The organism is Ferruginibacter paludis, from assembly GCF_030409685.1.
Classification (GTDB): Bacteria; Bacteroidota; Bacteroidia; order Chitinophagales; family Chitinophagaceae; genus Ferruginibacter; species Ferruginibacter paludis.
Window position 1 is genome coordinate 208031 of the sequence record NZ_JAUFQJ010000013.1, and the last position, 16778, is coordinate 224808.

At 37.3% G+C, this 16778-nt stretch carries 18 protein-coding genes; all 18 read right to left on the minus strand.

Annotated features, from left to right (window positions below; all coding sequences use genetic code 11):
• Positions 1-36: 36 nt before the first annotated feature.
• Entirely contained in the window at positions 37-1251 is a 1215-nt protein-coding gene (locus tag QWZ08_RS19245) for a hypothetical protein (protein ID WP_290339160.1), read from the minus strand.
• Positions 1248-2012: a DUF4138 domain-containing protein gene (locus QWZ08_RS19250; protein ID WP_290339161.1), complete on the minus strand. Its 765-nt coding sequence runs from the start codon at positions 2010-2012 to the stop codon at positions 1248-1250. Before QWZ08_RS19250 ends, QWZ08_RS19245 begins: the two co-directional genes overlap by 4 nt.
• 26 nt (positions 2013-2038) lie before the next feature.
• Positions 2039-3304 (minus strand): conjugative transposon protein TraM, encoded by a 1266-nt coding sequence (traM, locus tag QWZ08_RS19255; RefSeq protein ID WP_290339162.1) that lies wholly within the window; start codon positions 3302-3304, stop codon positions 2039-2041.
• 4 nt (positions 3305-3308) lie between these two features.
• Positions 3309-3725, minus strand: coding sequence for a hypothetical protein (locus tag QWZ08_RS19260; protein ID WP_290339163.1), 417 nt, complete (start codon positions 3723-3725; stop codon positions 3309-3311).
• 5 nt (positions 3726-3730) lie between these two features.
• Complete coding sequence (gene traK, locus QWZ08_RS19265; protein ID WP_290339164.1) at positions 3731-4348, minus strand: conjugative transposon protein TraK; 618 nt, start codon at positions 4346-4348, stop codon at positions 3731-3733.
• Between the two features lie 3 nt (positions 4349-4351).
• Positions 4352-5566 carry a conjugative transposon protein TraJ gene (gene traJ / locus QWZ08_RS19270; RefSeq protein WP_290339165.1) on the minus strand — a complete coding sequence of 405 codons (1215 nt, stop codon included), beginning with the start codon at positions 5564-5566 and terminating at the stop codon, positions 4352-4354.
• Between the two features lie 25 nt (positions 5567-5591).
• Positions 5592-6218 carry a TerB family tellurite resistance protein gene (locus tag QWZ08_RS19275; protein ID WP_290339166.1) on the minus strand — a complete coding sequence of 209 codons (627 nt, stop codon included), beginning with the start codon at positions 6216-6218 and terminating at the stop codon, positions 5592-5594.
• A complete protein-coding gene (locus QWZ08_RS19280) occupies positions 6215-6856 on the minus strand; it encodes a hypothetical protein (RefSeq protein WP_290339167.1) in 642 nt (213 codons plus the stop codon). The genes QWZ08_RS19275 and QWZ08_RS19280 overlap by 4 nt, the downstream gene beginning before the upstream one ends.
• A gap of 32 nt (positions 6857-6888) precedes the next feature.
• Positions 6889-7566, minus strand: coding sequence for a conjugal transfer protein TraI (locus QWZ08_RS19285; protein WP_290339168.1), 678 nt, complete (start codon positions 7564-7566; stop codon positions 6889-6891).
• Positions 7567-7622: 56 nt separating this feature from the next.
• The gene (locus tag QWZ08_RS19290) at positions 7623-7991 is read right to left on the minus strand and encodes a hypothetical protein (RefSeq protein ID WP_290339169.1); all 369 of its coding nucleotides are present in this window, start codon (positions 7989-7991) and stop codon (positions 7623-7625) included.
• A 10-nt stretch (positions 7992-8001) separates the two neighbouring features.
• Positions 8002-10422 carry a TraG family conjugative transposon ATPase gene (locus tag QWZ08_RS19295; RefSeq protein WP_290339170.1) on the minus strand — a complete coding sequence of 807 codons (2421 nt, stop codon included), beginning with the start codon at positions 10420-10422 and terminating at the stop codon, positions 8002-8004.
• On the minus strand, positions 10406-10741 hold the full coding sequence (locus QWZ08_RS19300; protein WP_290339171.1) for a DUF4133 domain-containing protein: 336 nt from the start codon (positions 10739-10741) through the stop codon (positions 10406-10408). The genes QWZ08_RS19295 and QWZ08_RS19300 overlap by 17 nt, the downstream gene beginning before the upstream one ends.
• An 11-nt stretch (positions 10742-10752) precedes the next feature.
• Positions 10753-11082 (minus strand): DUF4134 domain-containing protein, encoded by a 330-nt coding sequence (locus QWZ08_RS19305; RefSeq protein WP_435387619.1) that lies wholly within the window; start codon positions 11080-11082, stop codon positions 10753-10755.
• A 102-nt stretch (positions 11083-11184) separates the two neighbouring features.
• Complete coding sequence (locus QWZ08_RS19310) at positions 11185-11649, minus strand: hypothetical protein (RefSeq protein ID WP_290339172.1); 465 nt, start codon at positions 11647-11649, stop codon at positions 11185-11187.
• 157 nt (positions 11650-11806) lie between these two features.
• On the minus strand, positions 11807-12040 hold the full coding sequence (locus tag QWZ08_RS19315; protein ID WP_290339173.1) for a helix-turn-helix domain-containing protein: 234 nt from the start codon (positions 12038-12040) through the stop codon (positions 11807-11809).
• A gap of 316 nt (positions 12041-12356) precedes the next feature.
• A complete protein-coding gene (locus tag QWZ08_RS19320; RefSeq protein WP_290339174.1) occupies positions 12357-13364 on the minus strand; it encodes a hypothetical protein in 1008 nt (335 codons plus the stop codon).
• Between the two features lie 383 nt (positions 13365-13747).
• Positions 13748-15799, minus strand: coding sequence for an ATP-binding protein (locus QWZ08_RS19325; RefSeq protein WP_290339175.1), 2052 nt, complete (start codon positions 15797-15799; stop codon positions 13748-13750).
• Between the two features lie 164 nt (positions 15800-15963).
• Positions 15964-16614: a GNAT family N-acetyltransferase gene (locus QWZ08_RS19330; RefSeq protein WP_290339176.1), complete on the minus strand. Its 651-nt coding sequence runs from the start codon at positions 16612-16614 to the stop codon at positions 15964-15966.
• Positions 16615-16778 lie beyond the last annotated feature (164 nt).

The window sequence follows — 16778 nt, forward strand, 5'->3', positions numbered from 1 at the left end:
AATACTTTTAATAAATAAAAAATAAGGTTTAGGAGTTTATGAAACTCCCAAACCTTTCTTATTGCCTTCCCTTTTTTTAGGTAAAAGGCTTTTGTCATTTTTCTTAACTACTTTGTCTTTTTCAGGCTTGATGTCCTGTTTCACTTCTTTTTTTTTATCATCTGCCACATCTTCCTTTACTGCTTTGGCTCCCTTGTCTATTCCTGTTTTATATTGGTCTAAAGATTCCTTTGCCACCATTTTCATATTGGAATCATACAGGTTCACTTTTTTGAATTGCGGATCAGCTTCGATAAACATTTTATGGCTGCTTCCATCCTTCTCAATGGAAACAGACTGAACATTTCCTTTTTGCAGTGATTGCATCAATGCCTTCTCTTTATCGGGTTCTTTAAGTTCAGTTATTGCAAACTTTTCAACAGCGGCCTTTAAATCAAAACCATAGTTTTCATGAAACTGCTTTACTTCAGAATTGTTGTTCTTGTCTTTTTTTTCAAAGTCAAGCTGAATCCAGGCCTTGTAAGGTTGGCCTTCCCTTGTGACCAGGTCTTTGTGAACGGCCCTGCCATCCAGCAAATTGAATGCTTCCTTGCCAGTAACGCCTTTTCCTTTGTTGAGGTAGAATGTTTGTTCTTCTTTTTCGCCATTGGCTTTTCCAAGCGAAGCATTATAATTGTTAAAGAAGTACATATCTGAAGAATCGGATTTACGGAAGTTCATTGTTACTTCAAAAGGCTTTTTATTGATTTCTGCCTTGTAGTGTAATTGGAACTCCCCTTTGCCCTCTTTCAGATTCTTTTCCAATTCCGGTTTCAGGTTTTCACCGAAACCCATGTACTTGAGGTTGTCACCCAAATACTGAAAATTTTCATTGTTCATAATATCTGTTTTTAATTGTGATTTAAATAATGATTGTTGTTGTTCTATGTGATCTATTAGCGCATCTGTAAAATCGTTGCCTTCATGATTGTAGAGGCCGTTGGCATCTGGATTAGGAACGGTATTTTTTGCATAAGGAATCGCTTTATAGATATTAAGGATAGATTCAAAATGAAGCACATGGAAGTGATCTCTGTCACTGATGTTATTATCTGCAAAATCATTTGCTTCGTCCTTTGAACTAAAAAAATACACATCGCTTTTATCGATAAAATAAAGTGAGTTGTTATAAGCCATCCAATGCTCACCTTTATTAAGTGCTAACTGAGCCAGTTCTAATACCTCATCAGATATGGGATGTTCGTTGTTCATTTCAAATCAGGTAAGATGATTGCATGCATTATTTTTTTATTGCTCACTTTCATAGACAAATGCCTGCCGCCATTTTTCTCCATAATCTGCACAGCGAGGTATTTGGCATCGGGAATTGTGAATTTATCCAATGCAAAAACTATGGAGGAAGTGCTATTCGCTTTTACTTGGGAAGTATTACCGGAGATGTGAAGTGGTTTTAAATCTGTTTCCTGAATAGCAGTACGTTTACCTTTCCTTTTATCCCTAATAAAAAAGCGAAGCACGTCAATGTCATAGTCAACGGGACTTTTATTAGCAATATTGAGTTGGTAATACATGATTTCATTTTTTATGTAAATACCAGAGACCATCGCTTTAATATCCCATTGTTCGTCTTTGATGCCGTGCATTGTCCTGGGATTGTCCAAGATCCCATTTGCATACGTTGCCAACGTCGCATACTTGTTTGTTGGCAGGTGATAGACCCAGGTTGCCGGGTCATTGTCATAGCATACAACAAAAGAATAGACACTTCCATCATCCGTTACGACACTGAGATTCGTTTCTGGAAAGCCTTTCTCAGCTGCTTTCACTAATAATATTGTGGGTGATTCTTTTACCTGCTGAGCCAATATTGCCTGTGTACCCCGATCTACATGAAGTATCGAAAACGGAAATACAAGGCTAGTCGTTTTTTCGGTTGAAATGCAAAGCGATGTTTGTGCCTTAAGAGAAAAGAAAAACAAACTCATCAATGCCAACCACACTAATCCTTTCATAGTTTTTATTTTATAGTTGAAAAATATTATTGATTGCTCTTGCTTTTAAGGAGTACTCTATAGCCTTCTTTAACCAGTACTTTTACCTGCTTAACTTTTCTGCTTAGCAAGCCTTTGGCAGCACTGATGCCAGCGGCGGCGGCTTGTGCTTTGAATGATGGATCAACAGAAGAAAGTTCCATTAATTGTAAACTGTTGTCTGCGGATTGTTTAGCAACGTCACGAGTAATGGCACCAGGAATATGAATGCCGGGTAGTCCATCAAGATCATAAACTTCCAGCTTCACAGGAAAAAGAGAAGTACCATACCGGATAGAATTGATTTCTATTTCAAGCCTTTCATCATTTAGCGAAGCGGAACCATAGACAAAGTTTCCCTTCGGAATTAATGTGCCGTTGATGTAGATATCGGTAGATAAGCGGAGTTTGATAATACCCCCATTGACCAGGGTTTGATTGGCATGAACAACAGCCTCTACTGCCGGTTCATCATTTGAATTATTGGAAGTTTCACTTGTTCCATAGAAACCCACCGTCGATGTTGATCTATGCTTTATTGTATCTAACAAACTGATGTTATCCTGGGCTGGTGTTTTTGAAACTACAAAGACGACTTCCTTTTGCTGCAACGATTTTTCTTTCAGTTTGTCCTTGACTCTTTGCGGATGCTGGATGTCTAAAATTTTTTCCAGCGTTCCATTTAATTGTTGCATTTCCGGGTCCGTTTCCTGTTTGTCATCCATCATTTGCATCATCTGCTGCATCCTGTCTACATCGTTTGTAAACTGCTCATTGTTTTGATAAGGTGCACCCGCATTGTTTGAAGAAGATGCAATAGTTTCCGGAGCATTAATTTGCTTATTGATTTCATTTATCTTTTGATATATCTTTTGTTCATTGGCATCGGTTCCAGATTGATAAACTGAAGTGTTTAACCCATTTCTTGATGTTGATGGATTATTTAAATGCTGTGTAGCGTCCATCAAAGAAACCTTTGTTTGTAATGAGTCCTTGTAGAAAGGGTCACTTCTTAAAAGCTCTGCTCTTTTCAATGAATCAGCATCAGCCTCCATATAAAATGAAAGCTTATCTTCATTTTTATCACTTTTAAGATTCGCATTGGGCAGTTGAAGATTAAGGCCAGCCACTTTATTTTTATCGGCATCATTGCCAGTTCCCTTACCGCCACCCAATGCCCAAAAAGCCATTGTGATAAATGGAAGTACCAACAATGGTAATACCACCATCATTTTTCTTTGCCTCAAAAACTTTACTGAATGTTTGTTTTCCATTGTGTTATTTTTTTTGTGAATAATAGACTTCTTCAATCAAGGTCAAACTATCAAAAAGGCCTGGCCGTTCTGTCTGCAGTTTTGGATGCTTCGCCTTATACTCCTGCACTTGCTGAAACTCGTTTTCTGTAATTGCAAAACCATTTCTTTGTTGATGGATACTTTTTGGAACAGCAATGGGCTTTGGAATCAGGCTGCTGTTAGTGTCCTTAGCTCTAAAGGGATTGACAATAGCGGCAATGCTTAGGCCACCAAAAACCAAGCAGACCAAATACAGAAAGATCCATTGCTGTTTACCCTTCCAGTTTTTTGATAAAGACCGCATATATTTTTCAAAAGCACTTTGGGTTTTTAAAATGCCTTTCGCTATTCCGTTAGCAGCTTTATCTGTCATTGCTTCTTTATTGATTTGTCTGTTCATTATTTTCATCTTGTTTCAGTTTTTATATCCCTATTTTCAATGGTCTCCCATCTTTCGATTAAGAATCCATGAGGATTATGGTCAGAGCGGGAAACATTTCTTAAATAGCCCTGCGTTATTAGATTGCGGGTAACGACGCTATTGGGCCTTATGATTTTAATTGTGGCGTAGCAATGAAACAAATACGGCTCGGCATTCATGCTTAATGAAATACTATCTACAACAATTTGCTGGCTGATATTGCCGGAGATAATACCTGAATAGTAAGAGGTTTCCTTAAGGTTATCATATTGTCTTTTAGCAGAACCATCAGCCAGGTATAACGCCTTCTTAATATTAGATTCAATTACTTTTTCATCTGGGTCGAGCGTAAAAAAATCGGTATGAAACATGGCAACATGGCTTCGGGCCTCAACTTCGATATTGTCTTTCCTTTTTGATGCAAACGCCTCCATCGCTTTATCACCTGAAAGAATATAGATCCTGTCCTGAACCTTTGCAGATAACTCATAACTTTTATACAACACAAAACCGCAAAGGATAAAGCACCCAAGAACCAGTAGTAAAGTGAAAAACTTTATATGCCTGAATGACGCATCGATATTTTTTGTTTGTTTGAACATAGCTTAAGATTTACCAGATAATTTATCCTGCATGTAACCATTTGTTTTGTTACCCCCATCTTGCTTAAAATATCCTCCGCTTACACTGTTTGAAGCAACACTTCCGCTCATGTTTGATTTGGCATTACCAAAAGCATCAGCAACCATCCCTGCGCCAGATGATGCGGAATTCACAATGCTCCGTGAGCTACTTGATGTAAGACTTGTGACTTTATACAGTAATGTATTTCCACCACCAGCATGAACGATATAGTTGGCTACACTTGGTACAGTAAAGTATCCAACGATCCCAATGATCATAAAAATTAGGTAGGCCGTATCCGTTGGAGAAAAGAAGGTGTCTCCGTAATCCTGCACCTGGGCAATGTCAACCTTCAACATATTTTCCTGTATTTTGCCAATGATGCTGCCGAAGATGTTGGCCACCGGTAACCAAAGAAATATATTGATGTACCGGGCTATCCAAACCGTCAGTGTATGCTGGAATCCATCAAAGACCGCAATGCCAAAGACTAGTGGGCCGAGTATAGCAAGAACAATAAGATAAAATGTCCTTATAGTATTTATGCAGAGTGAAGCGGCTTCAAACAGCACTCGCAACACTTCACTCATCCATTGTTTGATTGAATTTCTGAAATTGTAGGAGGCTTTTGCCATGGCAAACTTGATGTCATTGCCAATCCCCTCAAAAAATCCTTCCTTTGAAGGATCTTCGTTTAAGTGTGTGTATTTATACCACTTGTCTCTATCACCACTACCAGTTTCACCAACATACATTTTCCATACATCAGTTTTTTTGATGGCTTCTTCCTTTTTTTGCAATAACACGGCTATTGCCTTATTAGAATCATTAACCATCGAGGCAGTGCCGGTTACCGTTGGATTCATTACCCCGTTTATCATGGCGATAACAGACGGAAATATGATTACTGCAAAACCTAGAACAAAAGGACGGAACAACGGATAAAAATCAATGGGTTCAGCATTAGCAATATGCCGCCAAACTCTACTCGCTATATACCAGGTAGCTGCAAAGCCGGCAATACCACGACCAACACCGATCAACTTGCTGCACAGCGGCAACATTTCTGTATAGAGTTGCTCCAAAACCGTATGCAGGCTTTTCACTTCATCAGCAAATCCTCCATTTTGAGCAAACAATAAATTGGGCATCAATGCCACAACAAAGAAAACGATTACACTCACGCACTTTTTCATACACAACTTTTTAATCGATTATAAACTAAAGGCCATTCAATTTTTCAGAAAGCTTTGTGTCAACCATTTCCCTTCCTCTTTGAACTGCCAGCACAGATCCTTCATTATTAAAGCTTCTCAAAAAAACCAGCTTGTCTGAAATGTCTTTATAAATTCTGTCTATTGCCGCAATCCTTTCATCATCACTCATTCTTAACTTCCCGGCTGTGAGTACCATCCCCAATTCATCAAGATTCTGAAGGCTTTTATTAAAGAGATTTTTATAAACATCTTCCATGTATGTCATTTCGGAAGAATTAAACAGGTTGGTAGATTTGAAGCGATTAAAGGCAGATCGGTATTCTTTAACTATCTGAGATTGACAGCTAATGATATCGGCAACCCGCTTGTATTTTCTTACAGTAGGACTTACCTGTAACAATGCATTTAAGAATGCATCATGCAGATTAAAATTTCCTTGGGAAATGTCCTTGATAGTATTGTAGCCTGTACTTACGATCTCATAGCCTTTTTTCATATTGCTGAGAATCTTTTTAAGCTGGGCTAATTTTTCTACGTTTAGCAATAGTTGTTGTGCTTCGGTTGACTGTGCATAGAGTACATTACTGGAAATTTGGGCAGTCAGCAGTAATAAGATAAGTAAGCTTTTCATTTTACGTTATTTAATTTCTTTGAGAATAGAATTTCATTTTGTTCATTCATTCGTTGTATGCACAGCCCTTTTGTCGTATTTCCAAACGATCTGCTGAACGCTTGCTTATCAACCAAATCATCATAAATTTTATCAATAGTTTCGATTCGCTCGTCATCTTTCATCGTTAGGCTTCCATCTGTAATAACTGCAAAAAGTTTATCGAGTGATTTGGAACAATCACTTAACAGTTGATCAAAAACATTTTGGAGATAGGTTAATTCTGAAAGGGTGAGTTGTTTTGATTCTTTGCAATAGCGGATGACGGATGCAGTTTGCCTGACAATATTTATTTCGAGGGAAATAATGTCTGCTACCCTGGTATATCGCTTAATAGTTGGATTTACTGATGCTAAGGAACTGAAATAGTTTTTATGAAGATCAAAATCGCCGTGCTTGATATCCTGGATGGTGTTGAGGCCTTTTTTTGCAATAGAATAGCCCTTTGACACATAGCCGATATAAACTTGTAATGCGGCAATTTGCTGTATCAGGTATTTCTTCTGAGTTGCCTTTTGCCTGAACCATTCTGCAAAGGTTTGTGCAGACACAGGTTTTGTTAATGACAGCAACATTGCTATCGCAATTATTTTTTTCATACTTCACATTTTCACTTTCACACAAATAATTACTACTCTATTCCATAGAGTTTCTTCACTACATCAACATCATTTCTTTCTTTCGAACGCTGTAAACTAATTCTGATATTTTGCTGGTTAAATTGTCGAAGGTCGCCTAGATTGCGGTCTATATTATCCGAAGCATTATGGACAATTGCTAATCTTTTTTCGTCCGTCATCTGGGTTGCAAATGCCGTCACAACCATTTGCACCTGTTCAATATTTTTCAGGCTTTCTTCTAATATGCCGGAATAAACTTGTCCCATATACTCAATTTCCTGGGCTGTAAAATTCTGATCCTGTTTAGACAGGTTAAAGGCTCTTGAATATTCCCTCACCAACTGACCTTGCTTGCTGACAATATCTCTTACGGCCTGATAGGTACTTATCGCACTTTTTACTTTTGACAATTCTTCAAAATACTTTGAATACAATTGCTTTTGTTTGTCTGCCCAATCTCCAATCTCTTTGAGCTTCAGCTTTGACATTTCATTTTCCAATGTTTTTTGGGCATTCTGCAGCCAGATGGTTTTATTTTGTAACCGCTGAATTTTAAGGTCGATGGCCTTAATTACCTTTTTTACACCTGCTTTGATAATTTCCAGAATTGGAATTTGCGCATGAATTGTTTGGACAGGCGCAAGACTTATCAGCAGGATAATTCCTGTAACAATTAGTAGTTTTTTCATACTCCACATTTTCAATTTCACAATTCATACTCTATTCTTAGCAAACCAATTCTTTGTCAGTTAGCTATTTTCTTATAAGTTGTCTCTCCGAACTGGAGGGTTAGATTGCCACTGTTCCAAATAAGTGTTTTGCCATTCCTCACTTCTGTGAGTGTTTGTTTATCTGGATTGTAGTCTAATGTCCAGGTATCATTTAGTACTTCTTTTGGAAAGGTCTTGCCATCCATCTTTTTTATGACACCGGAGTGCCTGACAATTTGATAAACCCCATTCCCTTCGTTTGCCTTTTTAAGAACTAATGTATCATCCGTTTTTGCAAATTCATGCTCAAACGAAGCTGTATAAATTCCATCTAAAGCGGCGCTATTTTCAGAACTACGGCAAGAAAAAATAAAAATCAGGATACAAATAAAAACGTACTTCATAACCTATATTTTAAATTGTTAACGATGCGATTCCTTTTTCAATACTACCAAACTTCTGGGCGGCAGCCTGCACTTTCACTTTTTCTTTTTCCTCTGTTGTATAAGCCAAATATTCTTGCGGCGACACTTCTGTCCTGTACACTTTACTTAATACGCCACCAAGCGAAATAAATACCTCTTTGTATTTTTTTGTTGGGTCATTGGCTTTATTAATGGACAATACCAACGCCTTTTCCTTATCTGTCAATCCTAACAATTCCTGTATCTGGTCAAACTTATTCTGATACTTACTTTGATCTAATAAAATCTTACAATCACTGTTATTGATGATTGCCTGTTTTACCACCGGCGAGGAAATTATATCTTCCACTTCCTGGGTTACGACAATAGCCTCACCAAAGAACTTTCGTACTGTTTTAAATAAGTATTTGATGTATTCAGCCATTCCTTCTTTCGCAATTGCTTTCCATGCCTCCTCAATCAAGATCATTTTACGTATTCCTTTCAGCTTTCTCATTTTGCTAATAAACACTTCCATGATAATAATGGTTACCACAGGGAAGAGTATTGGATGATCTTTGATATTGTCCAATTCAAAAACAATAAACCGTTGTTGCAACAAATCCAAATTTTCCCTTGCATTCAACAAGTAATCAAATTCACCTCCTTTATAATAAGGCCTCAGCACGTACAGGAAATTTGAAACATCAAAATCCTTATCCTTTACATTATCGCCTTTCAACACTTCAACAAACTCATCCTTTAAAAATTCATAAAAGCTATCAAAGCACGGAAACAAGTTTTTGTTTACACTTACTTTATCGAAATATAGCTGTAAGGCATTTGAAAGGGCAACATATTCGCTACGGTTGAAGGTTTCATTGTCTTTCTTCCAAAGGGCAAGCAATAGGGTTTTGATGCTTTCCTTTTTTTCTGTATCCAGCGTATCGGCTTCGCCAATGTAAAACGGGTTGAACTTAATAGGATTGGTTTCTGAATAATTAAAGTAGTAGCCATTCACCATATCGCACAACCCTTTGTAAGAATGGCCCACATCTACCAGCACAATATGTGTGCCTTTTTCATAGTAGCTCCTCACCATATGGTTGGTGAAAAAGGACTTGCCGGAACCAGAGGGACCAAGGATAAACTTATTGCGATTCGTACAGATTCCTTTCTCCATTGGCTCGTCTGAAATATCCACATGTACTGGCCGGCCACTCAAACGATCGCCCAGCCGGATGCCAATAGGACTTACAGAGGAGCGATAGTTAGTTTCCAGGTTAAAAAAACAACAGACCTGTGGAGAGAAGCTATCAAATGTATCATTCATCGGAAAGTCGGCAGCGTTGCCTGGAATACCAGCCCAATAAATTTGTGCAGATCCTTCAGTTTCCAGCTTCGGCGTAGCATCCATTTGAGTTAATGCCGATGAACAAAGGTTCCTGATATTTTTCAATTCCTCCCTGTTATCCGTCCAGGCCAATAAATTAAAATGCGCTTTCACCGGAAGCCGCTGTTCCGCTATTGCTTCATTCAGAAAATTATCTGTAGCATCTTTCGCAATGGCATTTTCCCTGCTATATGCTGATAGGGATTGAAGCCTCAATCTTTTTCCTTCCAACTTTTGCATGGTTTTTTGAACGTCCTCAATAAAAACATATTGGTTGTAGATATGATTGCAGAAGAGCAACTGGCCAATGGGCGAAGCAAAGCCAACGCTGAACTTTGTTTTATCTGTTGAATATTTATCGTAATTGATTCTTGAACCACACAAAGGCGGTACAAATTCCGCATCTGCCATTGTGTACAACTGGCAATGGTTTTCACCAATCATCCATTCGGGTTTAAATTCAATATCCCGAATCACTTCACCGTCGGTCTGCAGGTTGAGATACTGAATTACTACATTAATCAACTCTGCATTATTCAATCTTTTTAATGAGATAAATCCACTGTCAGATAATATTTTTTCAAATTGCCCAACATGGTTCAAAAATTCATGGATGTGTTTTGGCTGTAAGGTTTCTTCAGGAACAATTGTCTTTCTTAATAAACTTGAAAAAACGGAAGATGAAGCCTTTCTGTTGGCAGGCTTCTTAGTCAAAAATATATAGCATTCATGATTGAGGTAAGGCCTTTCGTTAAAGAACCTTTCACTGCTTCTGGTTAAAAAACTGGTATCATCATTTGAAAAATCAGCGCCATATTTTGTTTCCGTAAACCAATCTTGTTTATGAAGTAATGCATTTGTTGGCAGTACTTTGATAGCTTTAATCCAGGCATGATGAAAAGCTTCATACTCGTCATTGCTCATGGTGAATAACTCAGGCAATTCAACCTTGAAGCCAATTGTGATGTCGCCCATTTTTGATAAAATGGAATTGTGTTCAACACCGTATATTGGTAGTATATCAAACAAGTTTTTCATGCTGTAGTTGCTTTCTTAAAAGAGTTATGGAATAGCTTTTAATGACGTTTGGCACTGCCTTCTTTGCTACCTTTTTCATTAGGCCATGTTCCCCATACGTTCGGCTCAGTTTATAAACATACATGAACAGGGCTGTTGCCAAGCTTACGATAAGTGCAAGGCAAAAGAAAATATTCAGGCCAATAATATAGATGATGGCAAAGAAAATGAGCAACACAACAAGCCCACCGCCAAGGTGCCAGATGTACTGCGCTTTTAGTCCTTTAAACTCGATGGACTTGTTTATGCCCTTGTTGATTTGATAGATACTGTTGCTCATGATAAATCGTTTTACACACCAAAGAATGACCGGATAACAGTTGCCACTATTACTAAGAAAACGCAACTGCCAAACCAGGCAGCAGCGACTTTTCCGGTGTCATGATCGCCGCTGTTCCATTTCTGGTACACCTTGACTGCACCGATAAGACCTACTATCGCACCCACCGCGTACATCAAATTCATACCTGAAGCAAAATAACTTCGCACTTTGGTGTTTGCTTCATTGATACCAGCATTCCCATCTTGTGCAGCGGCACAAAATGATAACAACATTAAAATACCTGTTACTCCTATAGTCAGTAGTCGCCAGATTTTGTTTTTTTCTCTCACACTTTTCATACGCTCATATTTTTAATGATGAAGATTTAAAAGAATGCTCCACCGTGCCCAACCCCACATAATAATCAATCCACACCGCACAATGAAGCATAGTTTTTCATATCACTGCCAGAGATTTTCAATATCATTTGGCTCAATGATATCAGGGTAAGTATTATTGACTTCAAAAAGAATTATGGTGGAAATTTCAGTTAAACAATCTGCTGTTTTTAGTGCCGGATACTTTGATGTAATTGATTTCAAAGCGTCAAGTAAATCTTGTTTTTCAATCCACGGAACAGCATCCTGTAGATAACCTTTTATCTCATCCCTGAAGGATTGAATTAGTGGCGAGATGTCGACTGCTTGTTCGTTCTTGGGCAGGTATTTTTCGTGTTTTTCACCTTCCATTGAAGATTTAAATTCGGCCATTGAGGGAATGGCAACTGAACTGCCATCAATCTTTTTGATTCCTATGACGCCAAGAATTTCCCACTTATAATACTTAAAGGCAACAAAGACGTAATAAAAAAGTAAAAGGAGAGCAATACCAATTAAATATTGTCCCCAGGTAATTGAACTAAACATAACTCTTATTTTTTCTTGTTCACAAATCAATTTCACTGCAAAGAAGTCGTCAGTAAATTAGTTGCAAATATTTTTCCAAAAGAGGCCTGAAGGTGGGTAAACGAGGTAGGACAACCTCCCTAAGAATGTTGAAAATGAAGCCAGTAAGTTTTAGAAATTAGTCAAAATCGGTCTGGAGAAGTTGGGAGGGAGTTATACCCAATGCTTTGGCCAATTGTAGAATAGTGGAGAATGTAATATTTATCTGTCCTTGTTCAATTTTCGAGATTTTGCTATTATCAAGATCGCATTCATAAGATAGCTCCCGCAGGCTTAGGTTTTTTGATTCCCTAAGTCTTTTAATATGCACTCCAAGCTTTTTAAGATTTGCGTTATTGCTTCCCCTGCTCATTTCGGAGCAAGATGGATAAATCAGGCATTAATATTGCGGTCTAATAAGGCCGCAACGATAAATAAACCAAAGATTTTTTCCATGCAACATTCAATTACATCTGCCGCAATACTAATAATTCCCATCAGGGAACTCGCGCTATCTGAGCTGTTTAAGCAAATGGCACAACGGAACGATTTTAGAACTTTAAAGGATATATTATTTTGGCCTGCAAGTGTGTTGCTAACGCACCAGCATTTCACCTATCATAATTACCAGGAATTATGGAATTTTCTAAAAAGTAATAATCTTTTGATTTTTTTTAAAATTCAGTAAGTCACAACTTGTCTAAAATATGAATCCATTTAAATAACATATCCTTCACCGCATTAACGGTATTTTTATCAGGCGCATGATATTTTGTTTCCAGGCTGCCAAATGAAATTTCATCTTTTTGCAATGTCGTAACCGTTTTGGCAACCACCCGAAGCATTGGGGCCACCGTTCTATTAATAATAATTTTGTCAATTACCAGTAAACGTATAATGATTGCAAGTTTTGCGACTGACAAGGACGTATGAATTTTGTTTTCATTTTCTTGTACTGTTTCTGATATAGCGGCAGGCAAGGGCATAGACTCCAAATATCTTATTTCTTCGATGATCCAGCCATTCATCTGCTCTTTCAAAGAAGGCATATCCTGACTGAAGCAGCAATGCAACTTTACACTCTGTTGATTAATTATTTTTTGTTCAAAGCGCAAGACTTCAATTTTGGCGTTGTTTGTTACTTCATTTTCGATCAACTGTTGTAGCCGGGAATATTCAGACATAATAAAATTGGGTTCATTGAAATTTAGAAAAAACAACGTGTCACTAATAGTTTTCGATGATAGCTTCGTTTTTAGTGTAAGCAGTTCATTCATCAAAATTTTAAAGTAATTGAGTTGGCGATAAGTAATAAACTCAACATCTTTATTAATTACCTGATTAATACAATTTGCGATGTGGTTGAATAATGCACTATCTATAGCGCTTTGTTTTGATGCAGCTATTTTGAAACGCTTCAGTTGCTTCCTTAAATCCTCTTTTGCTATTGTAAAATACGGTTCCGGTATTTTTTCGTTTAGGTCGAAATAATTACCAAAGAATTCTTCCATAAAATCAAGGGTACACTGCAAATGGTTGCAAATACCGTCATAGAGGGCGGAAAGATTTCCCTCATTACTGCAGCCCATCCTATTTTGAAAAATAAGATCCAATAGCCTGATTAAAAAGGACTGGTGAAGCTTTACATATTGCTCCTTGTCCCTAAAAGTCGTTTTGCCTGTTAAGTCTTCAATCAATAGTGCCCTGAGCGTTTCATGGTCAGTTTCAGAATCATAAATCATTTGTTTTACAAATCCGGCTGTTATTGTACTTAAGTCAATAATGTTGGGATTAAGTTTGCCGTTAAGCAAACCCGTCCATTTATCTAAAATGATGGAGGGCGAATTGATTCTCAATTCACTCTCACCATTGATCTTCCATTGGCTGAAGAGTATAGGTATTTGTTTAGCGGGAGTATTTTTCATTTACGGGAGCCGTGGCCTTTTCCCGTGTCCATCAAAGTCTACGCCTTTATTCAAAATTTAGTATAAGCAATTGATACTATTTTCTTACGCATAAATGAGTATGCTTTGTATAAGTTATTAAAGCTCAATCAACAATTTTCTCGCCATTCTAAAAGTCAGGCAGTTTGTGAATATTCCAGTTTATTAATCAATTCTATTTTGTTTGAAACCTGCAGCTTCTCAAATATATTTTGCGCATGTTTGGTAACTGTCCTTTCGGCAATAAACAGAGCTCCGCCAATGTCTTTGTACTTTTGTCCCTGGCAAATGAGTTTGGCAATATCTCTTTCCCGGGCAGTAAGGTTGTACAAATCACAGTTCAGCTCAAAACTACTTACCTGGATTTTTTGATGCGATGTACCGTTTGAACTGACTCGGTCAAACGTCATATTCAGAATGGAGCGTTTTTGCTTTCCTGCATATGTTAGAATAGAATCAACCTTGTACAGAAATTCTGCAATTGAAAAGGGTTTTGGAACATAGTCAATTGCCCCTAATTTCAATCCTTGTAATTTGTCTTTGAGCGCAGCCTTCGCCGAAAGAAATATAATGGGGATGTGAGCAAACTGCTCACTTTTTGAAATGATTTTCGCGAATTCATAACCATCAATCTTGTCCATCATAATGTCTGTTACAATCAGATCTGGTACTACTTTAACTTCTTTTAACTTCCTAAGCCCATCACTTCCATTCATAGCAACCAGGACATTATACTTTTCGCTCAACTTATTGGTGAGATAATTGATCATTGCAATATTGTCTTCAATAACTAAAACCGTAAACCTCTCTTTGTCAACTACCTTGTCAGTCGGCGTTAACAACGGCAACTGTATTGATGGCGCCTTTACAATTGCTGCATTCAGTGGTTCACTATTGGTATTCTTATAAGCTTTTAATGAAATCTTTATTTTTGTACCTCTTGCTTTTTGGGGATTACTGTTAATATAAATTTTACCGTTCAACTCTTCTACTACTTTTTTTACAATTGGCAATCCAAGCCCCATGCCCTGTGTGTTGGCTTTTTGACTATTGAGCTGGTAATATGGTTCAAATATTTTCGCCTGCATGTTCAACGGAATACCGATGCCTCTATCGCTTACAATGAATTGAATGTCTCCGTCATCATTCTTAGATAGAGCGATCTCAATAGTATCATTTGCTTCTGAAAATTTCATTGCATTTTCAATCAGGTTGTTAATGATCCTATTTATAGAAAGCGGATCGGCCTGTATTATAATTCCCTGGTGAATCGAAACTTCAATTTTAATCTCTAGGTCTATTGCATACTTTTCAAACAGCGCCATGCTATCCTTTAGTATGTCGCTAAAGTTGCAAAGTTGGTTATGATTGTACACCGCAAATCCTTTATTGAATTTTTCTATGTCAAACAGGTTAACAATATCAGATGATAATTTATTGATGTTCCGTTTTACAATATTCAATTCTTCAGACGGAGTTGTTTTTTGAATGTATTCTTCCAAGTAGTTATTAATTAAAGTAAGAGGTGTTTTGGTTTCGTGGGCCAGGTTGACCAGGGTGTTTGTTCGTTGTTGATTAATAATTTCCAGTTCTTTTGTTCTCTTCGTAACTTCATTTGTTAAGTTGCTGTTCCAGTTTTGCAGCTCTTTTTGTGATTCTACCAATCGGTTATGTTCTGCACGCATTTCATGAATGTGCCTTTTCATTTGCAACGCGAATAAAGATAAAAAACCGATGTTTGTTATACATGCCTCTGTACCCTGTCCCATATTGAAAAAGTCAATTACTGGTAGCATTACCCATGGAGTTAGGCTTATTAGTAATACAGTCATTTCTTCTTTGGATTCCCTCGAACTGAAGTCCTTTTTGTATTTATAACGGATCGCTTTTATCATTGAAATAATCACCCACAATGCATAAACAACTGGTAGGGCCAATAAATCTTTTGCATCCTCCAATTTTTCCGTTATTGCAAAAACCACTACAAACAAAAAGTAAGGAAGAATAAGAAATAAATAGACTCCTTTAAATGCATGGAAACGCATTTTTTCCAATGCAAACGCTTTGTGAACATAATATGGAAAAAAGCATGGAGTAATAAATCCTGTCGCATATGCAATCACATTTTGCAAAAAAAATGAACCTGGTAAATTCTCATCAGGAAGCAATCCACCAGTGATATTATACATCAGGAGAAGAAATATAAGAACGATGTTTAAATAGGCTGTAGTATCATCAGGTCGGGCTAGCCTGTAAATCAGTAGATAGAAAAGGATAACAATTTCTATGGACACAAAAATGAATGTGACAATATGCATTTGGGTGCCGGGTATAAGCATATTGATGTATTGTTTTAGTCTTTTTTCATACAGAACAGCGTATATCCAAAATCAAATTGTTTATAAATTGTCAAGCCAAATTTTTCGTACCAGGGAATATTTTTGAGCGTCGAAGTTTCCAAACACAGCGTTCTGTTAAGCTTTTCTGCTTCAGTAATGATATTGTTCATCAGGTCGCTTCCAATTCCCCTATGTTGCTCATTCTGCGCAACGCCGATAAACCATAAGTAATATAGGAGACCATCGGGATGAGCTTTATGAATTGCAGCCTCCCGCTTCATAGCTTTTTTTATATTGCCCAAACCTAAACAAGTAGTAATAAATTTAATATCCAGTAAGATTGATTTTAAAGTAGTTTTCTTTTTTTCTGGATATATAAGTAGGGCACAACCTTTTTTATCATCTGTTATAAATACCTCACCGAACATTTTGCACACTTCGAAAGAATATTCCATCAGGCGTTTTATTCGCAGCTTTCTTTTATCATCCTGATTTATAATGTAGTTAACGCTCTTGTTGTCTTCAAAAGAATCCGTTAGAATATTAACTATCCTTTCTCTATCAGTATTGGCTGCTTTTGTCATGAGGGGGACATCAATTACTAAAAAAACATCAATTTTTGTACCGGTTAATTCCACATTTACAGTAAAAAATTGAATGAGCATGTTGATTTTTCTGCCGCTCCAGGTTTTAGCTGGTTTTCAAAGGTTTATTAGGTTCCAACTTTTTCTTAAACAGCAAGTTTGGTGGGGTGGGGGATTTGATTAAACCTTTAAGGATTTTCGCTACGATAGCACAATTGACCTATCTAAAGGGGCGAGATAGATCG

What these genes read in the sequence shown, in the direction of transcription:
- QWZ08_RS19260 (WP_290339163.1), bottom strand. Translation starts at nt 3,725, where the DNA reads ATGAACAGACAAATCAATAAAGAAGCAATGACAGATAAAGCTGCTAAC.
- QWZ08_RS19325 (WP_290339175.1), bottom strand. Translation starts at nt 15,799, where the DNA reads ATGTATAATATCACTGGTGGATTGCTTCCTGATGAGAATTTACCAGGT.
- QWZ08_RS19315 (WP_290339173.1), bottom strand. Translation starts at nt 12,040, where the DNA reads ATGAGCAGGGGAAGCAATAACGCAAATCTTAAAAAGCTTGGAGTGCAT.
- QWZ08_RS19310 (WP_290339172.1), bottom strand. Translation starts at nt 11,649, where the DNA reads ATGTTTAGTTCAATTACCTGGGGACAATATTTAATTGGTATTGCTCTC.
- QWZ08_RS19285 (WP_290339168.1), bottom strand. Translation starts at nt 7,566, where the DNA reads ATGAAAAAACTACTAATTGTTACAGGAATTATCCTGCTGATAAGTCTT.
- QWZ08_RS19300 (WP_290339171.1), bottom strand. Translation starts at nt 10,741, where the DNA reads ATGAGCAACAGTATCTATCAAATCAACAAGGGCATAAACAAGTCCATC.
- QWZ08_RS19295 (WP_290339170.1), bottom strand. Translation starts at nt 10,422, where the DNA reads ATGAAAAACTTGTTTGATATACTACCAATATACGGTGTTGAACACAAT.
- QWZ08_RS19330 (WP_290339176.1), bottom strand. Translation starts at nt 16,614, where the DNA reads ATGCTCATTCAATTTTTTACTGTAAATGTGGAATTAACCGGTACAAAA.
- QWZ08_RS19290 (WP_290339169.1), bottom strand. Translation starts at nt 7,991, where the DNA reads ATGAAGTACGTTTTTATTTGTATCCTGATTTTTATTTTTTCTTGCCGT.
- traJ (WP_290339165.1), bottom strand. Translation starts at nt 5,566, where the DNA reads ATGAAAAAGTGCGTGAGTGTAATCGTTTTCTTTGTTGTGGCATTGATG.
- QWZ08_RS19245 (WP_290339160.1), bottom strand. Translation starts at nt 1,251, where the DNA reads ATGAACAACGAACATCCCATATCTGATGAGGTATTAGAACTGGCTCAG.
- QWZ08_RS19250 (WP_290339161.1), bottom strand. Translation starts at nt 2,012, where the DNA reads ATGAAAGGATTAGTGTGGTTGGCATTGATGAGTTTGTTTTTCTTTTCT.
- QWZ08_RS19305 (WP_435387619.1), bottom strand. Translation starts at nt 11,082, where the DNA reads ATGAAAAGTGTGAGAGAAAAAAACAAAATCTGGCGACTACTGACTATA.
- traK (WP_290339164.1), bottom strand. Translation starts at nt 4,348, where the DNA reads ATGTTCAAACAAACAAAAAATATCGATGCGTCATTCAGGCATATAAAG.
- QWZ08_RS19280 (WP_290339167.1), bottom strand. Translation starts at nt 6,856, where the DNA reads ATGAAAAAAATAATTGCGATAGCAATGTTGCTGTCATTAACAAAACCT.
- traM (WP_290339162.1), bottom strand. Translation starts at nt 3,304, where the DNA reads ATGGAAAACAAACATTCAGTAAAGTTTTTGAGGCAAAGAAAAATGATG.
- QWZ08_RS19275 (WP_290339166.1), bottom strand. Translation starts at nt 6,218, where the DNA reads ATGAAAAGCTTACTTATCTTATTACTGCTGACTGCCCAAATTTCCAGT.